The organism is Streptomyces sp. NPDC001406 (assembly GCF_042895285.1).
GTDB lineage: Bacteria > Actinomycetota > Actinomycetes > Streptomycetales > Streptomycetaceae > Streptomyces.
Genome location: NZ_JBIAWG010000001.1, coordinates 563,658 through 584,332, shown reverse-complemented (window position 1 = coordinate 584,332; position 20,675 = coordinate 563,658). Strand labels below are relative to the sequence as shown.

At 71.6% G+C, this 20,675-nt stretch carries 19 protein-coding genes and 1 pseudogene; 6 read left to right on the top strand and 14 right to left on the bottom strand.

Annotated features, from left to right (window positions below):
* The first annotated feature begins 31 nt into the window (after positions 1-31).
* Together ACFY1J_RS02565 and ACFY1J_RS02560 are read left to right on the top strand one after the other, a co-directional pair.
* On the top strand, positions 32-1,363 hold the full coding sequence (locus ACFY1J_RS02565; protein WP_390706501.1) for a GH1 family beta-glucosidase: 1,332 nt from the start codon (positions 32-34) through the stop codon (positions 1,361-1,363).
* The gene (locus ACFY1J_RS02560; RefSeq protein WP_390706502.1) at positions 1,360-2,613 is read left to right on the top strand and encodes an MFS transporter; all 1,254 of its coding nucleotides are present in this window, start codon (positions 1,360-1,362) and stop codon (positions 2,611-2,613) included. The genes ACFY1J_RS02565 and ACFY1J_RS02560 overlap by 4 nt, the downstream gene beginning before the upstream one ends.
* A 410-nt stretch (positions 2,614-3,023) precedes the next feature.
* Here ACFY1J_RS02560 and era read toward each other — a convergent pair whose 3' ends face one another.
* A complete protein-coding gene (gene era / locus ACFY1J_RS02555) occupies positions 3,024-3,986 on the bottom strand; it encodes a GTPase Era (protein WP_390706503.1) in 963 nt (320 codons plus the stop codon).
* A 152-nt stretch (positions 3,987-4,138) separates the two neighbouring features.
* Here era and ACFY1J_RS02550 point away from each other — a divergent pair, with 152 nt between their 5' ends.
* Entirely contained in the window at positions 4,139-5,449 is a 1,311-nt protein-coding gene (locus ACFY1J_RS02550) for an ammonium transporter (protein ID WP_390706504.1), read from the top strand.
* Complete coding sequence (locus ACFY1J_RS02545) at positions 5,446-5,784, top strand: P-II family nitrogen regulator (RefSeq protein ID WP_235452279.1); 339 nt, start codon at positions 5,446-5,448, stop codon at positions 5,782-5,784. Before ACFY1J_RS02550 ends, ACFY1J_RS02545 begins: the two co-directional genes overlap by 4 nt.
* Here the strand turns inward: ACFY1J_RS02545 and ACFY1J_RS02540 are convergent.
* The 9 genes and pseudogenes from ACFY1J_RS02540 to ACFY1J_RS02500 all read right to left on the bottom strand — a co-directional run bounded on the left by ACFY1J_RS02540 (position 5,678) and on the right by ACFY1J_RS02500 (position 12,907).
* Positions 5,678-6,736, bottom strand: a complete 1,059-nt coding sequence (locus tag ACFY1J_RS02540) for a WxL protein peptidoglycan domain-containing protein (protein WP_390730450.1) — start codon at positions 6,734-6,736, stop codon at positions 5,678-5,680. The two genes, ACFY1J_RS02545 and ACFY1J_RS02540, sit on opposite strands and share 107 nt — an antisense overlap.
* A gap of 92 nt (positions 6,737-6,828) precedes the next feature.
* Positions 6,829-8,157 carry a beta-xylosidase gene (locus ACFY1J_RS02535; RefSeq protein WP_390730449.1) on the bottom strand — a complete coding sequence of 443 codons (1,329 nt, stop codon included), beginning with the start codon at positions 8,155-8,157 and terminating at the stop codon, positions 6,829-6,831.
* A 173-nt stretch (positions 8,158-8,330) separates the two neighbouring features.
* Positions 8,331-8,807 (bottom strand): hypothetical protein, encoded by a 477-nt coding sequence (locus ACFY1J_RS02530; protein ID WP_390706507.1) that lies wholly within the window; start codon positions 8,805-8,807, stop codon positions 8,331-8,333.
* Between the two features lie 184 nt (positions 8,808-8,991).
* The gene (locus tag ACFY1J_RS02525) at positions 8,992-9,345 is read right to left on the bottom strand and encodes a cytidine deaminase (RefSeq protein ID WP_390706964.1); all 354 of its coding nucleotides are present in this window, start codon (positions 9,343-9,345) and stop codon (positions 8,992-8,994) included.
* A 51-nt stretch (positions 9,346-9,396) separates the two neighbouring features.
* A pseudogene (locus tag ACFY1J_RS02520) lies at positions 9,397-9,606 on the bottom strand (hypothetical protein); the annotation flags it as partial.
* 53 nt (positions 9,607-9,659) lie between these two features.
* On the bottom strand, positions 9,660-10,019 hold the full coding sequence (locus ACFY1J_RS02515; RefSeq protein ID WP_390706508.1) for an MmcQ/YjbR family DNA-binding protein: 360 nt from the start codon (positions 10,017-10,019) through the stop codon (positions 9,660-9,662).
* Positions 10,016-11,317, bottom strand: a complete 1,302-nt coding sequence (locus tag ACFY1J_RS02510) for a hemolysin family protein (RefSeq protein WP_390706509.1) — start codon at positions 11,315-11,317, stop codon at positions 10,016-10,018. Before ACFY1J_RS02510 ends, ACFY1J_RS02515 begins: the two co-directional genes overlap by 4 nt.
* Positions 11,318-11,326: 9 nt before the next feature.
* Positions 11,327-11,824 carry an rRNA maturation RNase YbeY gene (gene ybeY / locus ACFY1J_RS02505; RefSeq protein ID WP_390706510.1) on the bottom strand — a complete coding sequence of 166 codons (498 nt, stop codon included), beginning with the start codon at positions 11,822-11,824 and terminating at the stop codon, positions 11,327-11,329.
* 15 nt (positions 11,825-11,839) lie between these two features.
* Entirely contained in the window at positions 11,840-12,907 is a 1,068-nt protein-coding gene (locus ACFY1J_RS02500; RefSeq protein ID WP_363295085.1) for a PhoH family protein, read from the bottom strand.
* A 242-nt stretch (positions 12,908-13,149) separates the two neighbouring features.
* On the opposite strand from ACFY1J_RS02500, the gene ACFY1J_RS02495 reads away from it, so the two are divergent.
* Positions 13,150-13,857 carry an FAD binding domain-containing protein gene (locus ACFY1J_RS02495; protein ID WP_390706965.1) on the top strand — a complete coding sequence of 236 codons (708 nt, stop codon included), beginning with the start codon at positions 13,150-13,152 and terminating at the stop codon, positions 13,855-13,857.
* Between the two features lie 871 nt (positions 13,858-14,728).
* Here ACFY1J_RS02495 and ACFY1J_RS02490 read toward each other — a convergent pair.
* The 3 genes from ACFY1J_RS02490 to ACFY1J_RS02480 form a co-directional block, all read right to left on the bottom strand.
* The gene (locus ACFY1J_RS02490; protein ID WP_390706512.1) at positions 14,729-15,871 is read right to left on the bottom strand and encodes a carbohydrate kinase family protein; all 1,143 of its coding nucleotides are present in this window, start codon (positions 15,869-15,871) and stop codon (positions 14,729-14,731) included.
* 101 nt (positions 15,872-15,972) lie between these two features.
* Entirely contained in the window at positions 15,973-17,262 is a 1,290-nt protein-coding gene (locus ACFY1J_RS02485; RefSeq protein WP_390730448.1) for a glucarate dehydratase family protein, read from the bottom strand.
* On the bottom strand, positions 17,259-18,215 hold the full coding sequence (locus tag ACFY1J_RS02480; protein WP_390706514.1) for a 5-dehydro-4-deoxyglucarate dehydratase: 957 nt from the start codon (positions 18,213-18,215) through the stop codon (positions 17,259-17,261). The genes ACFY1J_RS02485 and ACFY1J_RS02480 overlap by 4 nt, the downstream gene beginning before the upstream one ends.
* 291 nt (positions 18,216-18,506) lie before the next feature.
* On the opposite strand from ACFY1J_RS02480, the gene ACFY1J_RS02475 reads away from it, so the two are divergent.
* The gene (locus ACFY1J_RS02475) at positions 18,507-19,715 is read left to right on the top strand and encodes an MFS transporter (protein WP_390706515.1); all 1,209 of its coding nucleotides are present in this window, start codon (positions 18,507-18,509) and stop codon (positions 19,713-19,715) included.
* On the opposite strand, the gene ACFY1J_RS02470 is transcribed toward ACFY1J_RS02475, so the two are convergent.
* Positions 19,679-20,671, bottom strand: coding sequence for an adenosine deaminase (locus tag ACFY1J_RS02470; RefSeq protein ID WP_390706516.1), 993 nt, complete (start codon positions 20,669-20,671; stop codon positions 19,679-19,681). The genes ACFY1J_RS02475 and ACFY1J_RS02470 overlap by 37 nt on opposite strands.
* Positions 20,672-20,675: the final 4 nt, after the last annotated feature.

Here is a 20,675-nt window from a genome sequence, read left to right as displayed (position 1 = left end):
CGGGCGTTGACTTCCGTTACCAGCGGTAAGGATGATCGCGCCCATGGCGACGAACCCGATACCTCAGTTCCCGGCCGGTTTTCTGTGGGGCGTGTCGACCTCGGCCCATCAGATCGAGGGGGCGGTGGACGAGCGCGAGCCATCCGTGTGGGACGCGTTCACGGCAGAGCCGGGACGGGTGAAGGACGGCTCGACGGCGGCGGTGGCCTGCGACCACTACCACCGCTACCGCGAGGACGTGGCGCTCCTGGCCGGCCTGGGCGTGGACGCGTACCGCTTCTCCATCTCCTGGCCGAGGGTGAACTCCCCGAACGGCCTGGACTTCTACGACCGCCTGGTGGACGAGCTGTGCGCGGCGGGCGTACGCCCCGTCCCGACCCTCTTCCACTGGGACCTGCCGGTTCAGTACGACTGGCTGGACCGGGACACCGCGGCGCGCTTCGCCGAGTACGTCGCGGTGGTCGCCGCCCGGCTCGGCGACCGCGTCACCAAGTGGATCACCCTCAACGAACCCGCGGAACACACCCTGCTGGGCCACGCCATCGGCGCCCACGCCCCAGGCAAGCGGCTCGTCTTCGACGCGCTCCCCGTCGCCCACCACCAGCTCCTGGCCCACGGCCTCGCGGTACGGGCGCTGCGCGCGGCCGGGGCCACGGACATCGGCATCGCCAACTCGCACGGGCCGACCTGGCCCGCCTCGCAGGAGCCGGCCGACCTGGAGGCGGCGGGCTTCTACGACCTGCTGCTCAACCGCCTGTTCGCCGAGCCGCTCATCCTCGGCGAATACCCGGACGGGATGGGTGAGTTGATGCCCGGTGACGTCCAGTCGGACCTGAAGGCGATCGCCGAGCCGGTCGACTGGTACGGCATCAACTACTACGCCCCGACAAAGGTGGGCGCCCCGCAGGGCACCGACACCGAGTTCGGCGGTCTGACCATCCCCTCCGAACTCCCCTTCTCCGTCCGGGAGATCGAGGGGCGCCCGATGACGGACTTCGGCTGGCCGGTCGTCCCCGAGGGCCTCACGGAGCTGCTCACCGGCTTCCGCGACCGCTACGGCGACCGGCTCCCTCCCGTCGTCATCACCGAGAACGGCTGCTCGTACGAGGGCATCGACGACCAGGACAGGATCGCCTACCTGGACGGCCATGTGCGGGCGCTGCACCGGGCGGTGGAGGCCGGGGTGGACGTGCGCGGCTACTTCGTCTGGTCGCTGCTCGACAACTTCGAGTGGGCGGAGGGGTACGCGCGCCGGTTCGGTCTCGTGCACGTCGACTACGAGACGCAGCGACGGACCCCGAAGGCCTCGTACCGCTGGTTCCAGGAGGTGCTGCGGGCGCAGAGACAGGGGACGCGGGGATGACGACGACCCGTCCGCCGGCCGCACTGTCCGAGCCGGTCGAGCGGGTCGGCCGGGGCTGGACGGCGGCGCTCTCGCTGGCCAACGGGGCGATATGGGTGGGCTGGTTCGGGCCGCTGCAGATCCTGCTCGCCTCCCAGGCAGGGGACTTCGCGCCCGGCTCCGGCATGTCCAAGGAGACGATGCTGGCGTGGGTCACGGGCGCGGGCGCGGTCGTGTCCCTGATCGCCAACCCGGTCTTCGGCGCGCTGTCCGACCGGACCACGTCCCGCTGGGGCCGCCGCACGCCGTGGATCGTGGCCGGCGCGGCGGGCGGTGCGCTGTCGCTGCTGCTGCTCGCGGGCGCGGGCGGGGTGTGGACGATGACGCTGGGCTGGTGCCTGGTCCAGCTGACGCTCAACGCGGCCTTCGCGGCGGTCACGGCGGCGGTGCCGGACCGGGTGCCCAGGCTGCAACGGGGCGCGGTGGGCGGCTGGTTGGGGGCGGCGCAGATCCTCGGCGTGGTCGGCGGGACGGGCCTGGCGACGGCGGCGGGCGGGATCGGGGCCGGGTATGCAGCGTGCGCGGTGTTCACGCTCGCGGGCGTGCTGCCGTACATCCTGCGCTACGAGGACCTGCGGCTGGCGGACGCGGACCGGCCGCCCTGGGACTGGCGGGGTTTCCTCACGGGCTTCTGGCTGAGTCCGCGCCGCCATCCCGACCTCGGCTGGGCCTGGCTGACCCGCTTCCTGATCAACCTCAGCAACTCCCTCGTCCTGCTCTACCTCCTGTACTACCTGCGCGACCGCCTCGACTACCCCGACCCCGACGAGGGCGTGCTGATCCTGACGGCGGTGAACGGCCTGACCCTGCTGGGCACGGTCGTGGTCGGCGGGGTCTGGTCGGACCGGGTGGGCCGGCGCAAGCCGTTCGTGCTCTGGTCGGGCGCGCTGATGGCGGTGGCGACGGTACTGCTGTCGGGGTGGCAGACCTGGCCGGGCGCGATCGTGGCGGCGGCGGTCCTGGGCATCGGCTTCGGCGTGTTCACCTCGGTCGACTTCGCACTGATGACGGACGTCCTGCCGAAGGCACTGGACCGGGGCAAGGACCTGGGCGTCATCAACGTGGCCAACGCCCTCCCCCAGGTAGCGGCCCCCGCCCTCGCCGCACCGATCGTGACCTACCTGGGCGGCTACCGGGTGCTGTACCTGGTGGCAGCGGTGATCGGACTGGCCGGGGCGGGGCTCGTGAACCGGATACGGGGGGTCGACTGAGAGTCCCTCGCAACCCGCACAGCCGCCCCGCCGGGTCCACCCCGCCCCGAGGCCGCTCGTACCTCCACTGGCGGGAAACCGTGGTCGCCGGACCGCGTCCATAGCTGCGCTCGCCCGACCGCGCCTCCCACTGCTCCTGGAGGGTGCGCACCTCGCGGTCGGCCGGGACGAGACGCATCCGGGCCATTGAGCGCGAGCAGCGCTGCCCGGAGCACCGGGTGCCGAGCCCCTGACGTCGTCTCAGGCCGCCTCGGTGTCGGTCGCCAGCAGGACCGCGATCAGAAAGGCGCCCCGGAGCGCGGCACCGGACGTCCCGCGGCACAGCCGCTCCGCCGCTTCGTACAACTCGGAGGGGCGGTGCTCGGCCAGTCGTGCCAGCTCCGGCTCCGGCCGTTCCCAGAGCGGCAGGACTAGAACCCGAGCCTCCGCAGCTGCTTCGGGTCGCGCTGCCAGTCCTTGGCGACCTTGACGTGGAGGTCCAGGAAGACCGGCGTGCCGAGCAGGGCCTCGATGTGTTTGCGGGACTTCGTGCCGACCTCCTTCAGGCGCTTGCCCTTCGGGCCGATGATGATGCCCTTCTGGCTGGGGCGCTCGATGTAGAGGTTGGCGTGGATGTCGAGGAGGGGGCGGTCCGCGGGGCGGTCCTCGCGCGGGAGCATCTCCTCCACGACCACCGCGATGGAGTGCGGCAGCTCGTCGCGGACGCCCTCCAGGGCGGCCTCGCGGATCAGTTCCGCGATCATGACCTGCTCGGGCTCGTCCGTGAGGTCGCCCTCGGGGTAGAGCGCCGGGCCCTCCGGCAGCAGCGGGACGAGCAGGTCGGCCAGCAGGCCCACCTGCTTGTCGCCGACGGCCGACACCGGGACGATCTCCGCCCACTCGAAGCCCAGCTCCTTGCCGAGCTGGTCGATCGCGATCAGCTGCTCGGCGAGGGCCTTGGAGTCCACCAGGTCGGTCTTGGTGACGATGGCGACCTTGGGGGTCTTCCGGATCCCGGCCAGCTCCTTGGCGATGAAGCGGTCACCGGGGCCGATCTTCTCGTTCGCCGGCAGGCAGAAGCCGATCACGTCGACCTCGGCCCACGTGGTGCGGACCACGTCGTTGAGGCGCTCGCCGAGCAGTGTGCGCGGCTTGTGCAGTCCGGGGGTGTCCACCAGGATCAGCTGGGCGTCGGGCCGGTGCACGATGCCGCGTACCGTGTGCCGCGTCGTCTGCGGCTGGTTGGCGGTGATCGCCACCTTCTTCCCGACCAGAGCGTTCGTGAGGGTGGACTTGCCCGCGTTGGGGCGGCCCACGAAGCAGGCGAAGCCTGCGCGGTGGACGGCCTCGGCCGACTGCTCGGATGACTGGGTGCGAACGCTCATGGCGCCCATTCTCCCTGATCCACAAGGCCGCGCCGCACGGTGAGTGCACGGTGAGGTTCCGGAAACCCCCTCGCAACGAAACGTCACGGAAACACACCCGTACGCAACCGGAAACGCGTACGCAGGAATCTCTGACGAGCCCCCACACCGTTGGAGACGACGTGACCCTCGCCGCCGCGCACGCAGACACGGGTGACACCGCCTGGCTGCTCGCCGCCACCGCCCTCGTCCTGCTGATGACCCCGGGCCTGGCCCTCTTCTACGGCGGCATGGTCCGCACGAAGAGCGTCCTCAACATGCTGATGATGAGCTTCGTGTCGATCGCCCTGGTCACGGTGGTGTGGCTGGCGGCCGGCTACTCCCTCGCCTTCGGCGACGACATCGGCGGCGGACTCATCGGCGGGCTCGACCACACCGGTATGAGCGGTCTCGGCCCGGACAGCGTCCAGGGCACGGTCCCCACCCTTCTCTTCGCCACCTTCCAGCTCACCTTCGCGATCGTCACGGCGGCGCTGATCAGCGGTGCGATCGCCGACCGGGCGAACTTCGGCGCATGGTTGATCTTCGTACCCGTCTGGGCGCTGCTCGTATACGTTCCCGTCACTCACTGGGTCTGGGGGCCCGGCGGCTGGATCCTGCACCACCTCGGTGCCCTCGACTTCGCGGGCGGCCTGCCCGTCGAGATCACCTCCGGTGCCTCGGGGCTCGCGCTGTGCCTGGTGCTGGGCCCGCGGCTGGGGTTCAAGAAGGACGCGATGCGGCCGCACAACCTGCCCATGGTCGTCCTCGGCGCCGGTCTGCTCTGGTTCGGCTGGTTCGGCTTCAACGCGGGCTCGGCCCTGGGCGCCAACGGGCTTGCGGCCGCCGTCTTCCTCAACACCCTCGCCGCCGGCTGCACCGGCCTGCTCGGCTGGCTCTTCGTCGAGCAGCGGCGCGACGGCCATCCGACCACGCTCGGCGCGGCCTCCGGTGCCGTGGCCGGTCTGGTCGCCATCACCCCGTCCTGCGGCTCGGTCTCCCTGCTCGGCGCCCTGGTCGTCGGCCTCGCCGCCGGTGGCGTCTGCTCCTACGCGGTGAGCTGGAAGTTCAGGCTGAACTACGACGACTCCCTCGACGTCGTCGGCGTCCACCTGGTCGGCGGCATCATCGGCACCCTGCTGATCGGCGTCTTCGCCGAGAGGGCGATGACCGGCGGCACGGAAGGCCTTCTCTACGGCGGCGGGCTCGCCCAGCTGGGCAAGCAGCTGGTGGCCGTGGTGGTCGTGGCCGTGTACGCGTTCGGCGTGACGTACGGCATCGGTATGGCCCTCGACAAGCTCATGGGCTTCCGTGCGGGCGAGGAGCAGGAGCACACCGGCCTGGACCTTACGGTGCACGCCGAGACGGCCTACGATCACGGGGTCCTGGGCCATGGAGCCCCGGTCGCCCACTCCGTCGTCCCCACCGCCCAGAAGGTCACCCCCCAGGCATGAAGCTCATCACCGCGATCGTCAAGCCGTACCGGCTCGACGAGGTCAAGACCGCCCTCCAGGAGCTCGGCGTGCACGGCCTGACCGTGACCGAGGCGAGTGGGTACGGCCGCCAGCGCGGCCACACCGAGGTGTACCGGGGCGCCGAGTACCGCGTCGACCTGGTGCCCAAGGTCCGCATCGAGGTCGTTGTCGAGGACGCCGCCGCGGAGGACGTCATCGACGCGATCGTCAAGGCCGCGCAGACGGGGAAGATCGGGGACGGGAAGGTGTGGGCCGTGCCGGTCGAGACGGTCGTACGGGTTCGGACGGGCGAGCGCGGCCCCGACGCGCTCTGACGAACAGCGCCCCACCGACCGCCCCCGCGGCGAAGGCCAGCGCCACCACCAGCCACGGCAGCGCGAAGAACGACGCGCTCGCCGACTCGTGGGTGCCCGTGGCGCTCGCGGTGAGCGTGATGTCCCCCCAGTCGAGCTGGGGCGCGTCCCGCCACTGCTCGGTGAGCCGGACGCGCTGCCCCGGCAGCAGCTCGGCGGGGATCCGGCTCAGGTCGCGCGTCAGGAGCGTACGGCCGAACAGTCCCCGGGCGCGCAGCTCCACCTTGGGGTCGAGGGTGACGTTGCCGGTGTTGTGCAGCGTGTAGGAGATCGTGGCCGTGCTGTCGCCGAGGCCGGGGACGAGCGGCTGGTGGTGGGTGACGTGCATGTTCTCGACGGAGATCGCGGGGACCGTGGGCCCGCTCACCCGCAGGTAGACCCGGGCGCCGACGGCCCGTTGCACCCCGAGCGCGAGTGAACCCGAGCCGGGGTCGGCCCTCCCCCAAGCTCTCGACTTCGCTCGAGCAGGGTGTACCCCCATGTCCAGCGCCACGATCGCGCCCGGGTGGTCGCCCGGTTCGGCGCCCTGCGGGACGTGCAGGGTGAAGGGCACGGTGACCGTCTTGTGGCCCGGCACGGTGACCCGGGACCGCGCGGGCTTCGCCCAGGCTCCTACGCCCCGCATCCGCTCCTTGACCGTCCGCACGGCGAAGCCTCCGTCGCGGGCGGTGTTGTAGGCGTCGGCCGCGTAGAGGCGGAAGGTGAGCGGCTTGCCGGTCTTGTTGGCGACGGCCACCTTGTCGTTGATCGTCTGTCCGGGGCCGGCGGAGAGATAGAAGTAGGGCCGGGCGGCGACCTGGGAGGCGACGGGGTAGACGGACCAGCTGCCGTTGTCGGCGGCGTGCGCGGGCCCGGCCGTCAGCCCGCAGAACAGACCGATGAGGCTCAGGAGGAGGACATACGGCTTGCGCATGGGTGCGGAACCCCCCACGGGCGGAGTCGGGACGGCGGTCGGGCGGGTGCGGCCCGGTGCGGTCGGGCGCCCGGCCGCCGAGAGCGGGCGGATCAGGTGAGGGTGAGGGTCAGGACGGCGGAGTACGCGCCCGGAGGCGTGAACGCCGGTACGTCCAGGGAGAGTCCGGCATCCACGGTGAACTCACCGCCGGTGACCGTGCCGTCGGGGGTCGACGCCAGCGTCGCTCCCGAAGCGCCCACCGCGCCCGCGGAACCGGCCTTGCAGGTGCTCGGGCTGCCCGCCTTGGTCGCGCAGGCGGGGGTCCAGCTCAGCTTGCCGGCATCGATCTTGGCGCCGGGACCGGTGAAGTCGGTGACCTTGCCGGTCAGGGACCAGCCCGCGGGCCCGCCGCGGAAGTCCTTGACGGTCACCGTCCGCAGGGCGCCCGTGGAGGCGCCGCCCTTGCCGAAGTCGACCGCCGAGAGCGCGACGGCGTCCCCGGCCTGGGACATGGACAGGGTTCCCGCCTTGACGGTGGTGGTCAGTTTCTGGCTGCCGTCGGGGACGGGCGTGGTGTCGTTCACGACGTAGGCGGCGGGACCGGCGCCCTTGTCGGCGTTCCAGGAGGCGCCCTCGTACGCCACGATCCCGGTCGTCGTCCTGTCGTTGACGGTGATCGGGGCGCTGAAGGAGCCCTGGGCATTGGCGGTCGCGGTCGCCGTGTCCGCGGTCTGGGTGTCCCCGGACCGTCCGGCGAGGGTGACGGTGGCGCCCGGCGTGAAGTTGCTGCCGCTGACGGTGACACCCGCGCCGGGGTTGCCGGATGCCGAACTCAGCGAGATCGCGCGGGTGTTGGTGGGTGTTCCGGAGGTCGCCGTGACGGTCTCCGACACCGGGGCGGGCGGCGTGATGACCGTGCAGGGGGTGTCCAGCTCCAGGATGTAGCTGGTGTGGATGTTGTAGTCGCCGGGCGACAGGGTGATCGCGCCGGGCGTGGTGACGGTGAACGTCCCGGTCATGGAGAACGACGGGAAGGCGCCCTTCCCCGGCACCGGGGTGTTCTTCTTGGGCCCGGCGACCGTGACCGAACCGGTCTGCGCACCGCCGAGGGTGACCTTGCCGGTCGGGGTCATGATGTCGGCCGGCAGGGCGATGTCGGTGGGGTTGCTGGCGGCGGGCGTGACGACCGTGTAGGTCACGGTGACGGTGTCGCCCACCTTGGGACTCGTGTTGTCCACCGAGACGCTTGCGGTGGTGGTGCCGTCGATCGGCGGGATGCCCGCGACCGCGGGCGGGATGCAGTGCGTGGCGAAGTCCACGTTCGTGCCCGCGGCACCGGCCGGGCAGGCCAGCGCTCCGCCCGCGGTGACCGCGAGCGCGGTCGCCCCGAACAGCGACGCCCAGCGCCACCGTCGGGATCTTCGGACTGTCGAACCCATGGGATGCCCCCTCCTGAGGGTTGCGGGCGCAGCGGCTCGGCTGCGCCGACAGGGGGCCATTGATGTGCAGGTCACGTGAGAAGTCAATGGAGATGCCGCAGAAAACTGACGGTTCATCAGTTTCTGCGGCATCCGGAACGAACCGCTCAGTCGAATCGGTCGAATGAGTCGAATCAGTCGAAGACGAACGGACCCGGCGACTGGTTCGCCGTCGCCGTGCAGGTGATCGTGATGCCGAAGACGGTCATCTGCAGCGAGCCGCCGTGCGCCTCCAGGCTGTCACCGGAGGCCACGGTGCCGCTGAGCGGGCCGACGCTGACGGGGTCCCCGGCGGCCATGGCCGGGTTCTTCTTCCCGCTGAAGACGGTGGTACCGCCGCTCGCCTTCACCAGGGTGAGCTTGGACGTGATCGAGTCGGCCGACACGGCGAGTGGTGCGGTGACCGCGCTGGACGTGAGGGTGATGGTGGCCGAGGTGCCGCTCTGGGTGGCGGTGAGCGTGGCCGCACCGCCGCCGAAGACACCGCAGTCCGCGGTGATGGTCGCCGACTGGGGGGTGACGGCGACCGCGGTGGGTGCGAACGCGAGGCCGGTGACCGCGAGGGCCCCGACCGTCAGTGCCGCACCAGTTCCTAAGCGCTTGCCTCTCATGGGGAATCCGGCTCCCTTCCCGTTGGTGGGAATGCCATGTGGGGATGGACGGGATGCCTGTCTCAGGTGGGTGCGGACACACTGAAAGGCTCGGACCTGACGGTCCGTCGGAACTTACGTTTCCATTGATGCGCGAGAGGCAAGCGACGGCAAGGATGAATTCCGGACTACTCCGGTACGGGAGTCAGCCGGCCTGGACCGTGGTACGGACCGTGCCGTCCGGTGCGGCCACCAGCACCGGCGTCCCGGCACCGCCCAGGTCCCGTACGGCCGCCAGATCCTCCGCCGATGCACTGTCCGCAGACGTCACGACCGCCGCCGCCTCGAGAGACGTCGCCCCGGACGCCACCGCCATCGCCACCGCGGTCCGCAGCGCACTGAGCTTCAGCGAGTCGAGAGCGACGGTCCCGGCGACATACGTACGCCCCGTCTCGTCCCGTACGGCCGCGCCCTCGGGCACGTCGTTGCGTGCCCGAGCGGAACGGGCCAGGGTGACGATCTTGTGGTCCTCGGGGTCAAGCGCGTTGCTGTCGGTCATGCTCCGAGCATACGGAGCGCGACCCCGCTCACCCCGCCACGGGGTACATCGGTGCAGCACGATCGTCAGGTCGGGCCGGGCGGCCACCTTCATCGCCGTCGACTCCACCACCAGCAGCCCGAGCACCGGATGGTCCAGCTCCCTGCGGATCTGCCCGGCGTCCTCGATGTCCCGCTCCGCCCGCATCGCCGCGAACTCGGGGCTCGCGCCCTTCAGCTCCGCCAGCAGTTCCTGGAAGCGCGACGACCGTGCAAAGGCCATCGGCCGCGGCGGCCGCCCTGCTGGTCTGGCTCGGGCTGCGCGGCCGCGGTGCCTCAGGGGCGGTCGAGGCGGAGGCGGTCGGCGCGTGGTAGTCCGGCCACGACCAGGTCGTACGAATCCTCGATGAGCTCACCGACCAGGCGGTCCGGGAGTTCGCCGTCGACGGTGACCGTGTTCCAGTGCCGCTTGTTCATGTGATAGCCGGGGACGATCAGGCCCTCGTACTCACCGCGCAGCCGGACCGCGTCCTCCGGGTCGCACTTGAGGTTGACCGTGAGGGGCCGGTCGTCCAGCGAGCTCAGCGCGAACATCTTGCCCAGGACCTTGAAGACCGAGACCCCCGGGCTGAACGGGAAGTCCTCCACCACCGCGTTGAACGACAGACAGAAGGCGCGCAGCTCCTCGGGTGTCACTCGGACTCCTCGTCCCGCTCCGCCGGCTGCCCCACCGGCTCCACCAGCACGGTCACGATCTTGTTCCGGCGGCCCGCGGCGGCCTCCGCCGTCAGCCCCAGCTTCCGCCCGTCGGGGAGCTCGACCTCGGCCGAGGCACCGGCGATCGGCACCCGGCCCAGCGCCTTGGCCAGCAATCCGCCGACGGTCTCCACGTCCTCGTCGTCGTACTCCTCCAGGCCGTACAGCTCACCGAGGTCCGTGATGTCGAGGCGGGCGGTGACCCGGTAGCGGTCGTCGCCCAGCTCCTCCACGGGCGGGAGTTCACGGTCGTACTCGTCGGTGATCTCGCCGACGATCTCTTCCAGGATGTCCTCGATGGTGACGATGCCCGCGGTCCCGCCGTACTCGTCGATGACGACCGCGACGTGATTGCGTTCCTTCTGCATCTCGCGCAGCAGGTCGCCGGCGTTCTTGGTGTCGGGCACGAAGAACGCGGGCCGCATGGCCGTGGACACCAGGTCGTTCTCGGCGTCGCGGCTGATGTGCGTCTTGCGGACCAGGTCCTTCAGATACACGATCCCGACGATGTCGTCCTCGCTCTCCCCGGTGACCGGGATGCGCGAGAAGCCCGAGCGCAGGGCGAGGGTGAGGGCCTGGCGGATGGTCTTGTAGCGCTCGATGACGACCAGGTCGGTCCGGGGGACCATGACCTCCCGTACGAGCGTGTCGCCGAGTTCGAAGACGGAGTGCACCATGCGGCGCTCCTCGTCCTCGATCAGGGACTCCTGCTCGGCGAGGTCGACCAGCGCGCGCAGCTCCGCCTCGGAGGCGAAGGGACCGCGGCGGAAGCCCTTGCCGGGGGTCAGGGCGTTGCCGATGAGGATCAGGAGCGAGGGGATCGGGCCCATGATCCTGGCCAGCGGCAGCAGTACGTACGCGGCCGCCGTCGCCGTGTTCAGCGGGTGCTGGCGGCCGATGGTGCGCGGGGAGACACCGACGGCGACGTACGACACGAGGACCATGACGCCGATCGCGGCGAGCAGCGCCTGCCAGGTGACCTCGATCTCCTGGAGGCAGGCATAGGTCACCAGGGCCGCGGCCGCCATCTCGCAGGTGACGCGGACCAGCAGCGCCACATTGAGATAGCGGGTCGGGTCGGCGGCGACCTGGGCGAGCCGTGCGCTGCCGCGCCGCCCGGACTTCACCGCTTCCTCCGCGCGGAAGCTGGAGACCCGCGCGATGCCGGCCTCGGCGCAGGCGGCGAGCCAGGCGACGACGACGAGGGCGATCGCGCCGATGACGATCTGCGGACTCATCGGAGCCGCTTACGAGACCGTCGGCGCCGGGGACGGGCCGGTCAGGCCCTTCTCATGGCGCCAGCCGTCCACGATGGCCGCCTGCAGGCCGAACATCTCGGCCTTCTCGTCGGGCTCCTCGTGGTCGTAGCCGAGCAGGTGCAGCACGCCATGGACGGTGAGCAGTTGGAGCTCCTCGTCCATGGAGTGCTGCGTGGGCGCCTCGGCCCCCTGCTTGGCGGCGACCTCGGGGCAGAGCACGATGTCGCCGAGGAGTCCCTGCGGGGGCTCCTCCTCGTCCTTGGCCGGCGGCCGCAGCTCGTCCATCGGGAAGGACATGACATCGGTCGGGCCGGGCAGGTCCATCCACTGGATGTGGAGCTGCTCCATGGCGTCGGCGTCCACGACGATCACCGAGAGCTCGGAGAGCGGGTGGATGCGCATCCGCGCGAGCGCGTAGCGGGCGATGTCGAGGATCGCCTGCTCGTCGACCTCGGTTCCGGACTCGTTGTTGACGTCGATCGACATGGTGGTGCCGTGTCTCTACTTCCCCTTGTGCCCGGACCTGCCCCGGCCGCCCTTGTGGGTGCCGTTCTCGGTGCCGTGCTTGCTGTCGTACAACTCGTACGCGTCGACGATACGGCCCACCAGCTTGTGCCGTACGACATCGTGGGAGGACAGCCGGGAGAAGTGGACGTCGTCCAGGCCCTCCAGGATCTCCTGCACCTGGCGCAGACCGCTCTTGGTGCCGTTCGGCAGGTCGACCTGCGTCACGTCACCGGTGATCACGATCTTCGAGTCGAAGCCGAGGCGGGTGAGGAACATCTTCATCTGCTCGGGGCTCGTGTTCTGGGCCTCGTCCAGGATGATGAAGGCGTCGTTGAGCGTGCGTCCGCGCATATAGGCGAGCGGCGCGACCTCGATCGTCCCGGCCGCCATCAGGCGGGGGATGGAGTCCGGGTCGAGCATGTCGTGCAGCGCGTCGTACAGCGGGCGCAGATAGGGGTCGATCTTCTCGTAGAGCGTGCCGGGCAGGAAGCCGAGCCGCTCGCCCGCCTCCACGGCCGGCCGGGTCAGGATGATGCGGTTGACCTGCTTGGACTGCAGGGCCTGCACCGCCTTGGCCATGGCGAGATAGGTCTTGCCGGTACCGGCGGGGCCGATGCCGAAGACGATCGTGTGCTTGTCGATCGCGTCGACGTAGCGCTTCTGGTTGAGCGTCTTGGGGCGGATCGTGCGGCCGCGCGAGGACAGGATGTTCTGTGTCAGCACCTGGGCCGGGGTCTCCTCCGGGCCCTCCCCGTTCTCGCTCGCCCGCAGCATCGCGATCGAGCGTTCCACTGCGTCCTCCGTCATCGGCTGCCCCGTGCGGAGCACCAGCATCATCTCGTCGAACAGGCGCTGGATGAGGGCGACTTCACCGGGGTCGCCGACCGCGCTGATCTCATTGCCCCGGACATGGATGTCGGCCCCCGGGAAGGCCTTCTCGATCACGCGCAGGAGGGAGTCGCCGGAACCCAGCACGGTGACCATCGGGTGCTGGGCAGGGACCGTGAACTGTGCTCTCGCCTGTCCCTGCGCGGGGGTGTGAGCTGTCGGTGTCTGAGTCATGGGCCGGCGCTGTAGGCCTGCGGTTCCTCCTCGTCACGGCCGCGTAGCTGAGGGCGGCCTCGCGATTCCAAGGGTACGACGGGGCACTGACAACGCCGTAGGGCTTTTCGGCACCCGGCTGTGCAGCCGTGAGCCCTGCATGCGCTCCCGGGCGTGTGGGCAGAATGCGCCGTGTCACGCCGCACGTGGTCGTGGGCCACGTCACCCAGGGCCACCTGTCCGAAGGAAGCAGGTCGGCCGCCATGTTGCTGCGTCTGCCCACGTCCGTGTCCGAAGCGCAGGGGTGTCTGGCCGAGGGTGCGACACCCGTCGGCGGCGCCACGCTGGTGTGGGCCGCCTGGCAGCGGGACGGCTTTCCCGAGCAGGCGGTGTCGCTGCGCAAGGTGCCCGAGGCGCGGGTGATCGGGGCCGAGGAGGTGGGCGGGGCCGTACTGCTGCACCAGGTCGACGAGCGGGTGCCGGAGGTACTGTGGCGGGCGGCGGCCGGGGTGGGCACGGGTGCGGTGCGCCGGACCGCGACGGTCGGTGGCAACCTCGTCGGCAGCACGCTGCGCGATCTGCTGCCGGCGGCTCTGGTGCTGGACGCGCGTGCCGTGGTGCTGGCGACGGACGGCACGTACGAGACCGACCTCACCGAGGTCCTGGCGAAGCGCCCGGTCCTGCTGAAGCTCCGCTGGCGCACGCCCCTGGCCAGCGGCTACCGCAAGCTGCCCGGCGAGCCGGGCGGTGCGCCACCCCTGATAGTCGCGGCGGCCGCCCACCCCACGGAACTCCGCGTCGCCGTCCGCGACGGCTACGAGGTCCTCTCCGAAACCCTGCCCCGCGACGCGACCCCCACCCAACTCCTCGACGCCCTGAGCCACACCCCCCTGGACGCCCTCCCGGACCCGGCCCGAGAGGCTCTCCGGGAGGAGATCACGACGGTCCTGTCCCAGGCATCGGACCACTGATCTGCGCCGGGGGGCGCACTATCGACGGGGCCTGGCAAACAGCACAACCCAGACGGGACCGACCCACACCCGACACGACCGCCGCCGCGCTCGGCATGCTCGGCGCCCTCGACGTCCCGGCGCACGCCACCACCCGCTCACGACAGCGCAGTCCGGGCAGGACCGACCCGCGCCCGAGACGACCGCCGGCACGCTCGGCATGCTCGGCACCCGTCGACATCCCGGCGCACGCCACCACCCGCTCACGACAGCGCAGTCCGGGCAGGACCGACCCGCGCCCGGGGACGACTCCCGGCGCGCTCAGCACCCACGCCGCCCCCGGCTCACGGCGGCGCGGAAGGGGCGGGACCCGACCCGCGCCCGAGACGGCTCCGGCGCGCCCAGCACCCTCGACAGCCCGCCCAACGCCACCGCCCGCTCACGGCAGCGCGGAAGCCGAAGGAGTCTGGAACCGAGCGGCCGCTCGCACGCGCATCCCTGCCCCGGACCTGTGCCCGGCCGCCACGGCTGCCCCGCGCTTGGCGAGAGCCCGAGGCGGAACAGGCCCCTGGAGACTCGGCCCCGCCGCACGGAAGCCGCCCAGGATCCGGAACCGGGAAATGGTGCCCAGGCGGACACCCCCCGCTCGGACCGGCCCCCGCCCACCACAGCCGCCCCCGCTCTCGGTCAGAGCCCTGGACGGAACGCCAACGCGGAACATCCCCCCGGCGACCCGGACCACCCCACCAGGGCACACAAACCGCCGGGATCCGGCACCAGGAAACGGTGCCCAGGCGGACACCCCCGCTCGGACCGGCCCCTGTCCACCCCAGCCGCCCCGCGCTCGGCCAGAGCCCGAGGCCGGGGCCGTGACGGCCTCGTCAGCCGGGGCTCACGCCGGGCGGCGGAAGCCGATTGTCGGGACCGCTCTGCGGCGGGGCCAGGGTGTGAGGTGTTCCTCCGGGACCAGGTGTTCCAGGAATGCGTAGCGGCGCAGTGCGGCCGGGTTCTGGCCCTCCACCGATTGGACCCTGCGCCACCAAGCGCCGATCTCCGACCATCCGGGGGCCGAGAGCGAGCCGCCGAATTCCTGGACGGACAGCGCGGCCGTCAGGCCGGCGAAGGCGAGGCGGTCGGCGAGGGGCCAGCCGGCCAGGGTTCCGGTGACGAAGCCCGCGACGAACACGTCCCCGGCGCCGGTCGGGTCGAGGGCCTCGACGGCGATCGCGGGCACCTCGGCGGCCTCCCCGGTCCGCCGGTCCACGGCGTAGGCGCCCTCCGCGCCGAGGGTGACCACCGCCAGCGGTACGAACTCGGTGAGGGCGTGGGCCGCCGCGCGCGGGCAGTCGGCGCCCGTGTAGCGCTTGGCCTCCTCGGCGTTCGGCAGGAACGCCTCGCAGTGCGCCAGGTCGGCGAGGCCGGCCAGATCCCAGGCGCCCGTGTCGTCCCAGCCGACGTCCGCGAAGATCCGCGTACCGTCGTTCGCGGCCTGCGCGACCCAGAGGGCGCTCTTGCCGGGCGTCAGGGACGCGACCGCGGCACGCGCGCGTGGCGGGCAGTCCGGGGCGGGCTCCTCGGGGGGCGGCTCGTGACCGTGGGAGACCATCGTGCGCTCCCCCTCGTACGCCATCGAGACCGTGACCGGGGAGTGCCACCCGGGGACCGTGCGCGACGGGGACAGGTCGATGCCCTCGCCCTGGGCGAGCGCGTCCCAGCAGTAGTCGCCGTAGTGGTCGTCGCCGAAGGCCGCCGCGAGGGACGTTTTCAGGCCGAGGCGGGCCAGGGCCGTCGCCATGTTCGCCACGCCGCCGGGGCTCGAACCCATGCCCCGCGCCCAGGACTCGGTCCCGCGCACGGGAGCCGAGTCGAGGCCGGTGAAGATGATGTCCAGGAAGACGGTGCCCGTGAGGTAGACGTCCCAGGGCGGGTCGTCCGGCGTGCGCAGGGCGGCCAGCGGATCGAAGTGGGCCGGGCTGTGCTGCGGGTCTCCGAGGTGCTCCGGTTCCTCCCCGGCAAACGCGTTGGACGCGGTCACGGTGCGCTCCCTGACTGGTGCGGATCTGGCCAGTGTGCACCACGTCACGGACAGTACGACCGCTCTCGCGCCGGAGCCCCTCGTACGGAGACCGGCCGCCCCTACCAGCGCGGCATCGTTGGCGTCACCCACCCCGGTTCGGCCACCCGCAGCGCCGCCGCGTCGTCCCGGTCCCTGAGCGACCCGTCGTTCCGCGCCCACCTGCGGTGCAGGACCTCCAGCCGATCGCGGTCCAGTTCGACGCCGAGGCCGGGGGCGTCGGAGACGGTGATCCGGCCGCCGGAGAAGGCGAGCCGCTCGGTCAGCACGTCCTCCGACTGCCAGGGGTAGTGGGAGTCGCAGGCGTGGTGGAGCCGGGGCACGGTGGACGCGACGTGGGTCATCGCGGCCAGGCTGATCCCCAGGTGGGTGTTGGAGTGCATGGACACCCCGACGCCGAAGGTGTCGCAGATCGCCGCGAGGTGCTGGGTGTTGCGCAGCCCGCCCCAGTAGTGGTGGTCGCAGAGCACCACCTGCACGGCGTCCCGCGCGAACGCCTCCCTGATCTCGGCGAAGGTCGTCACGCACATGTTGGTGGCGAGCGGGACGTCGGTCCCCGCGGACACCTCGGCCATCGCCGGGGTGCCGAGCGCCGGATCCTCCAGGTACTCCAGGACGTCCCCGAGTTCCTTCGCGACGTTGAGCGAGGTCGTCACGGACCAGGCTCCGTTGGGGTCGAGGCGCAGGGGGTGCCCGGGGAACGCCTCGGCGAGCGCCCGTACGGCGGCGATCTCCTCGTCGGGCGGGAAGACACCGCCCTTGAGCTTGAAGGAGGTGAAGCCGTGGCGGTCCTTGAACTTCCGTGCCTGCTCGACGACTCCGGCCGGGTCGAGCGCGGCGCCCCAGTCGTCCGCCTCGGCCGGCACGCCCTGCGGGTGGGCCGCCCACTTGTAGAAGAGGTAGGCGCTGTACTCGACCGAGTCCCGCACCTTGCCGCCGAGCAGCGCGTGCACCGGCAGGCCGAGCGCCCTGCCCTGGGCGTCCAGGCAGGCGACCTCGAAGGCGGAGAGGACGGAGAGCCGGAGCTTGTCGGCGGTCTGGACGCCGCGCAGTCCGCCGACGTCGACGGCGTCCTCGACCCGGGAGTCGTCGACGGCGACGTCGAGGGTGAACAGAGCGTTCACATCCGTGACCTGGCGGCCGATCAGACGGTCGGCGAGCGAGCGGGCCAGCTCCAGGTACTTGGTGTCGCCGTAGGTCTCGCCGAGCCCGGTGGTCCCGTCGGCCGTCACCACCTCCACGATCAGCCGGGGGGTGTACGGCTGGTGCACGCCCTGGGTGTTCAGCAGCGGCGGGTCGGCGACCAGGATGGGCGTCAGCCGTACCTCGGTGATGGTCAGGTCGCGGGTCACAGGGCGGCTCCTACGAGGTCGAGTCCGGTGGTGAGCAGGGTCTTGAGGCCGGCGAGGTCGTCGGGTGACGGCTCGGTGAGCGGGGCGCGGACGGGGCCCACCGGGCGCCCGCGCAGCCGGGCCGCCGCCTTCACCAGGGACACCGCGTATCCGGGCACGCGGTCGCGGAGTTCGACGAAGGGGACGTAGAAGTCGCGCAGCAGCTTGTCGACCGTGCCGTGGTCGCCGTCCCGCAGGGCGGCGAAGAAGGCGTTCGCGATCTCGGGGGCGAAGGCGTGGACGGCGGAGGAGTAGGCGGGGACGCCGACGGCGGCGTAGGAGCGGGCCTGGATCTCGGCGGTGGCGGCGCCGTTGAAGAACAGGAAGCCCTCGGGGGCGGCCAGGGTGAGCCGCTGGAGGCGGTCCAGATCGCTGTGGCCGTCCTTGAGCCCGATCACCCCGGGAATCTCCGCGATCCGCTTGAACGCCCTTACGCCGTACGCCACTTGGCCGCGCTGATAGGCGACGATCGGCAGCCGGGTGCGGGCGGCCAGCTGCTCCAGCTGGGCAGCCAGGCCGTCCTGCGGGGCGGCGACGAGGTAGTGCGGGAGGACGAGCAGCGCGTCGGCGCCGGCCTGCTCGGCGATCCGGGCGAATCGGGCGGCCTGCGCCCAGCCGTACCCGGTCCCGGCCACGACGGGCACCCGGCCCGCCGCCTCCTCGACGGCGATCTCGACGACCCGCCGGTACTCGTCCTCGTCGAGCGAGAAGAACTCACCGGTGCCGCAGGCGGGGAAGAGGGCGCCGGGCGCCGTGGCGAGCTGCCCCGCGACATGGGCGCGGAAGCCTGCGGGGTCGAGGGAGCCGTCGTCGTGGAAGGCCGTGAGCGGGAAGGACAGCACGCCGTTCGCCATGCCGTCCCGCAGCCTCCGCGCCACGGTCTCCGTCCGCGTGTCACCGGCCACCGGCGCCATCTCCCCATGTAGACATCATCCATATATGAGAACCGAGATTAGATACGCGAACAGCGGCCGTCAACGGCACCCTCCGCCGCCCCCTCCGCCCATCGGCGCCCCGCACCGGCGATGGCGCGCACTTTTACCCGCCTTCCCCCACCCCAAACAGAAGGTGACCCACATCACACTCAACGCCCTTTTTTCCCCAACCGCCTGATTGATACAACTTGCTCGCGCGTTCCTGTCCGTCGACGGTCGTCGCCCACTCCCCTTCCTGAACCGCTCCTTTCGCATGCCCCGGGAACGCCCGTGTCCGCCCCCCGCACCACTGCCTGGCCCCTCGTCGCCCTTTTCACGGCCGGGTACCTCGCTCCGTATCTACTGCCGACCACCGTCGGCAGACTCGACACGGGGCTTCCCCTCTCCCCCACCCAGGCCGGTGCCATCGGCAGTGCCCTGCTGCTGAGTTCGGCGGCGGCGGGCTTTCTGCTGGCGTCCAGGGTCGACCGGATCGGGGCCCGCACGCTCGCCCGCGCCGGACTCCTGCTCGCGGTCGTCGGCTACGGCGGGGCCGCCCTCACCACGGTCGTACCGGCCGTGGTCGTGGGCGCGCTCGTCGGCGGGTTCGGCTCGGGTACGGTCACCGCGGTCGCGGCCACCGGCATCGCCGCACAGGGCGACCCGCACCGCGCCTCCATCCTGGGCCTGCTCGGCGTCTCCGCGCTCGCGGGCGCCGTCTATCTGACGGTGCCGCACCTCGGCGCGGGCCATGGACAGCCCCTGGCCGCGATCGCGCTCACCGCGCTGGCCGCGTGGCCGTTCACCGGCCGGCTCTCCCTCCGTACGGCGCCCGCGCGCACCCTGCCCGGCAGGCTGCCGCTTCCCCACCGGCGCTCCGGCCTGGTCCTGGTCGCCGCCATGCCGTGCTGGTCCCTCGTGCAGAACTCCCTGTGGGGCGTCAGCGGCCGGATCGGCCTCTCCCAGGCGCACCTCACGGAGGCCACCGTCGGCGCGGTCTTCGCGGTCGCGCTCGGCGCCGCGCTGATCGGGGTGGTGGGTGCGGGGGCGCTCGGCCCGCGGCTGGGTCTGGCGACCCCCGTCGGTGCCGGTACGGCGCTCATCGCGGTCTGCATCGCGCTCAGCGCGTCCGCGACCGACCTGATGACCTTCGCGGCGGGCGAGATCGCCTGGAACGTGCTCTACCCGGTCGTGCTGTCGTACATGATCGGCCTCGCCGCCTCCCTGGATCCGCGCGGCCGCTGGGCGGTCCTGGTCGGCTCGGCCGCGTCACTGGGCACGGCGGCGGGACCGCTGACCGGGAGCGTGTTGTCGGCGCGGGCGGGGTTCCCGGTCATGGGCGCGATCCTCGCCGCCGGTCTGCTCGTGATCGCCGTACCGCTGACGGCCGTGGCTCTCAGGCGCCGGCCCGTCGCGGCCCGTCCGGCTCTCGAAGACGCGGTCGTGCAGATCGAGATCCCGGGCTACGAGAACTCGTACGCCTCCACCGCGGCGATATAACGCGCCCGCCGCTCCTCGTCGTCCTCCAGGAAGGACGCGAGGAAGGAGTTGCGGGCCAGCTCGCGCATCTGCTCCTTGGTCAGCCCGAGGGCATCGCGCACCGCATGGTAGTTGTCGGCGACGTAGCCGCCGAAGTAGGCGGGGTCGTCGGAGTTGACCGTGCACAGCAGCCCGGCCTCGATCATCGCGCGCAGCGGGTGCTCCGTCAGGACGTCGACGGCCCGCAGCCGGACGTTGGACAGCGGGCAGAGGGTGAGCGGGATCCGCTCCCGCACCAGCCGCTCCACCAGCGCCGGGTCCTCCAGGCAGCGCAGACCGTGGTCGACGCGCTCGACACCGAGCACGTCCAGGGCCTCGGTGATGTACGCGGGCGGCCCCTCCTCGCCCGCGTGCGCCACGCGCCGCAGCCCCAGCTCGGCGGCGGCCTCGTACACCTCGCGGAACTTGACCGGAGGGTGACCGACCTCGGCCGAGTCGAGGCCGACACCGGTGAGGCGGTCGAGGTAGGGGCGGGCCGCCTCCAGCGTCTCCAGCGCCGAGTCGGCCGACTCGTCCCGCAGGAAGCACATGATCAGCCGGGTGGACACGCCATGGTTCTCCTCGCTCTTCCCGAGCGCCCGCCACAGCCCCTCGACGACCGTGCCCATCGGGACGCCCCGGGCGATGTGCGCCTGCGGGTCGAAGAAGATCTCCGCGTGCCGCACGCCCTGCGCGGCGGCCCGCGCGAGGTACTCGTTCGCGAGGTCCTCGAAGTCCCGCTCGGTGCGCAGCACGGCCATGAGCTCGTAGTACAGGTTCAGGAAGGACTGGAGATCCTCGAACCGGTACGCCTTGCGCAGCTCGTCCGTGTCCGCGTACGGCAGCCGGACACCGTTGCGCCCGGCGAGCCGGAACGCCAGCTCGGGCTCCAGGGTGCCTTCGATGTGGAGGTGCAGTTCTGCTTTCGGGAGGGGCATCGAA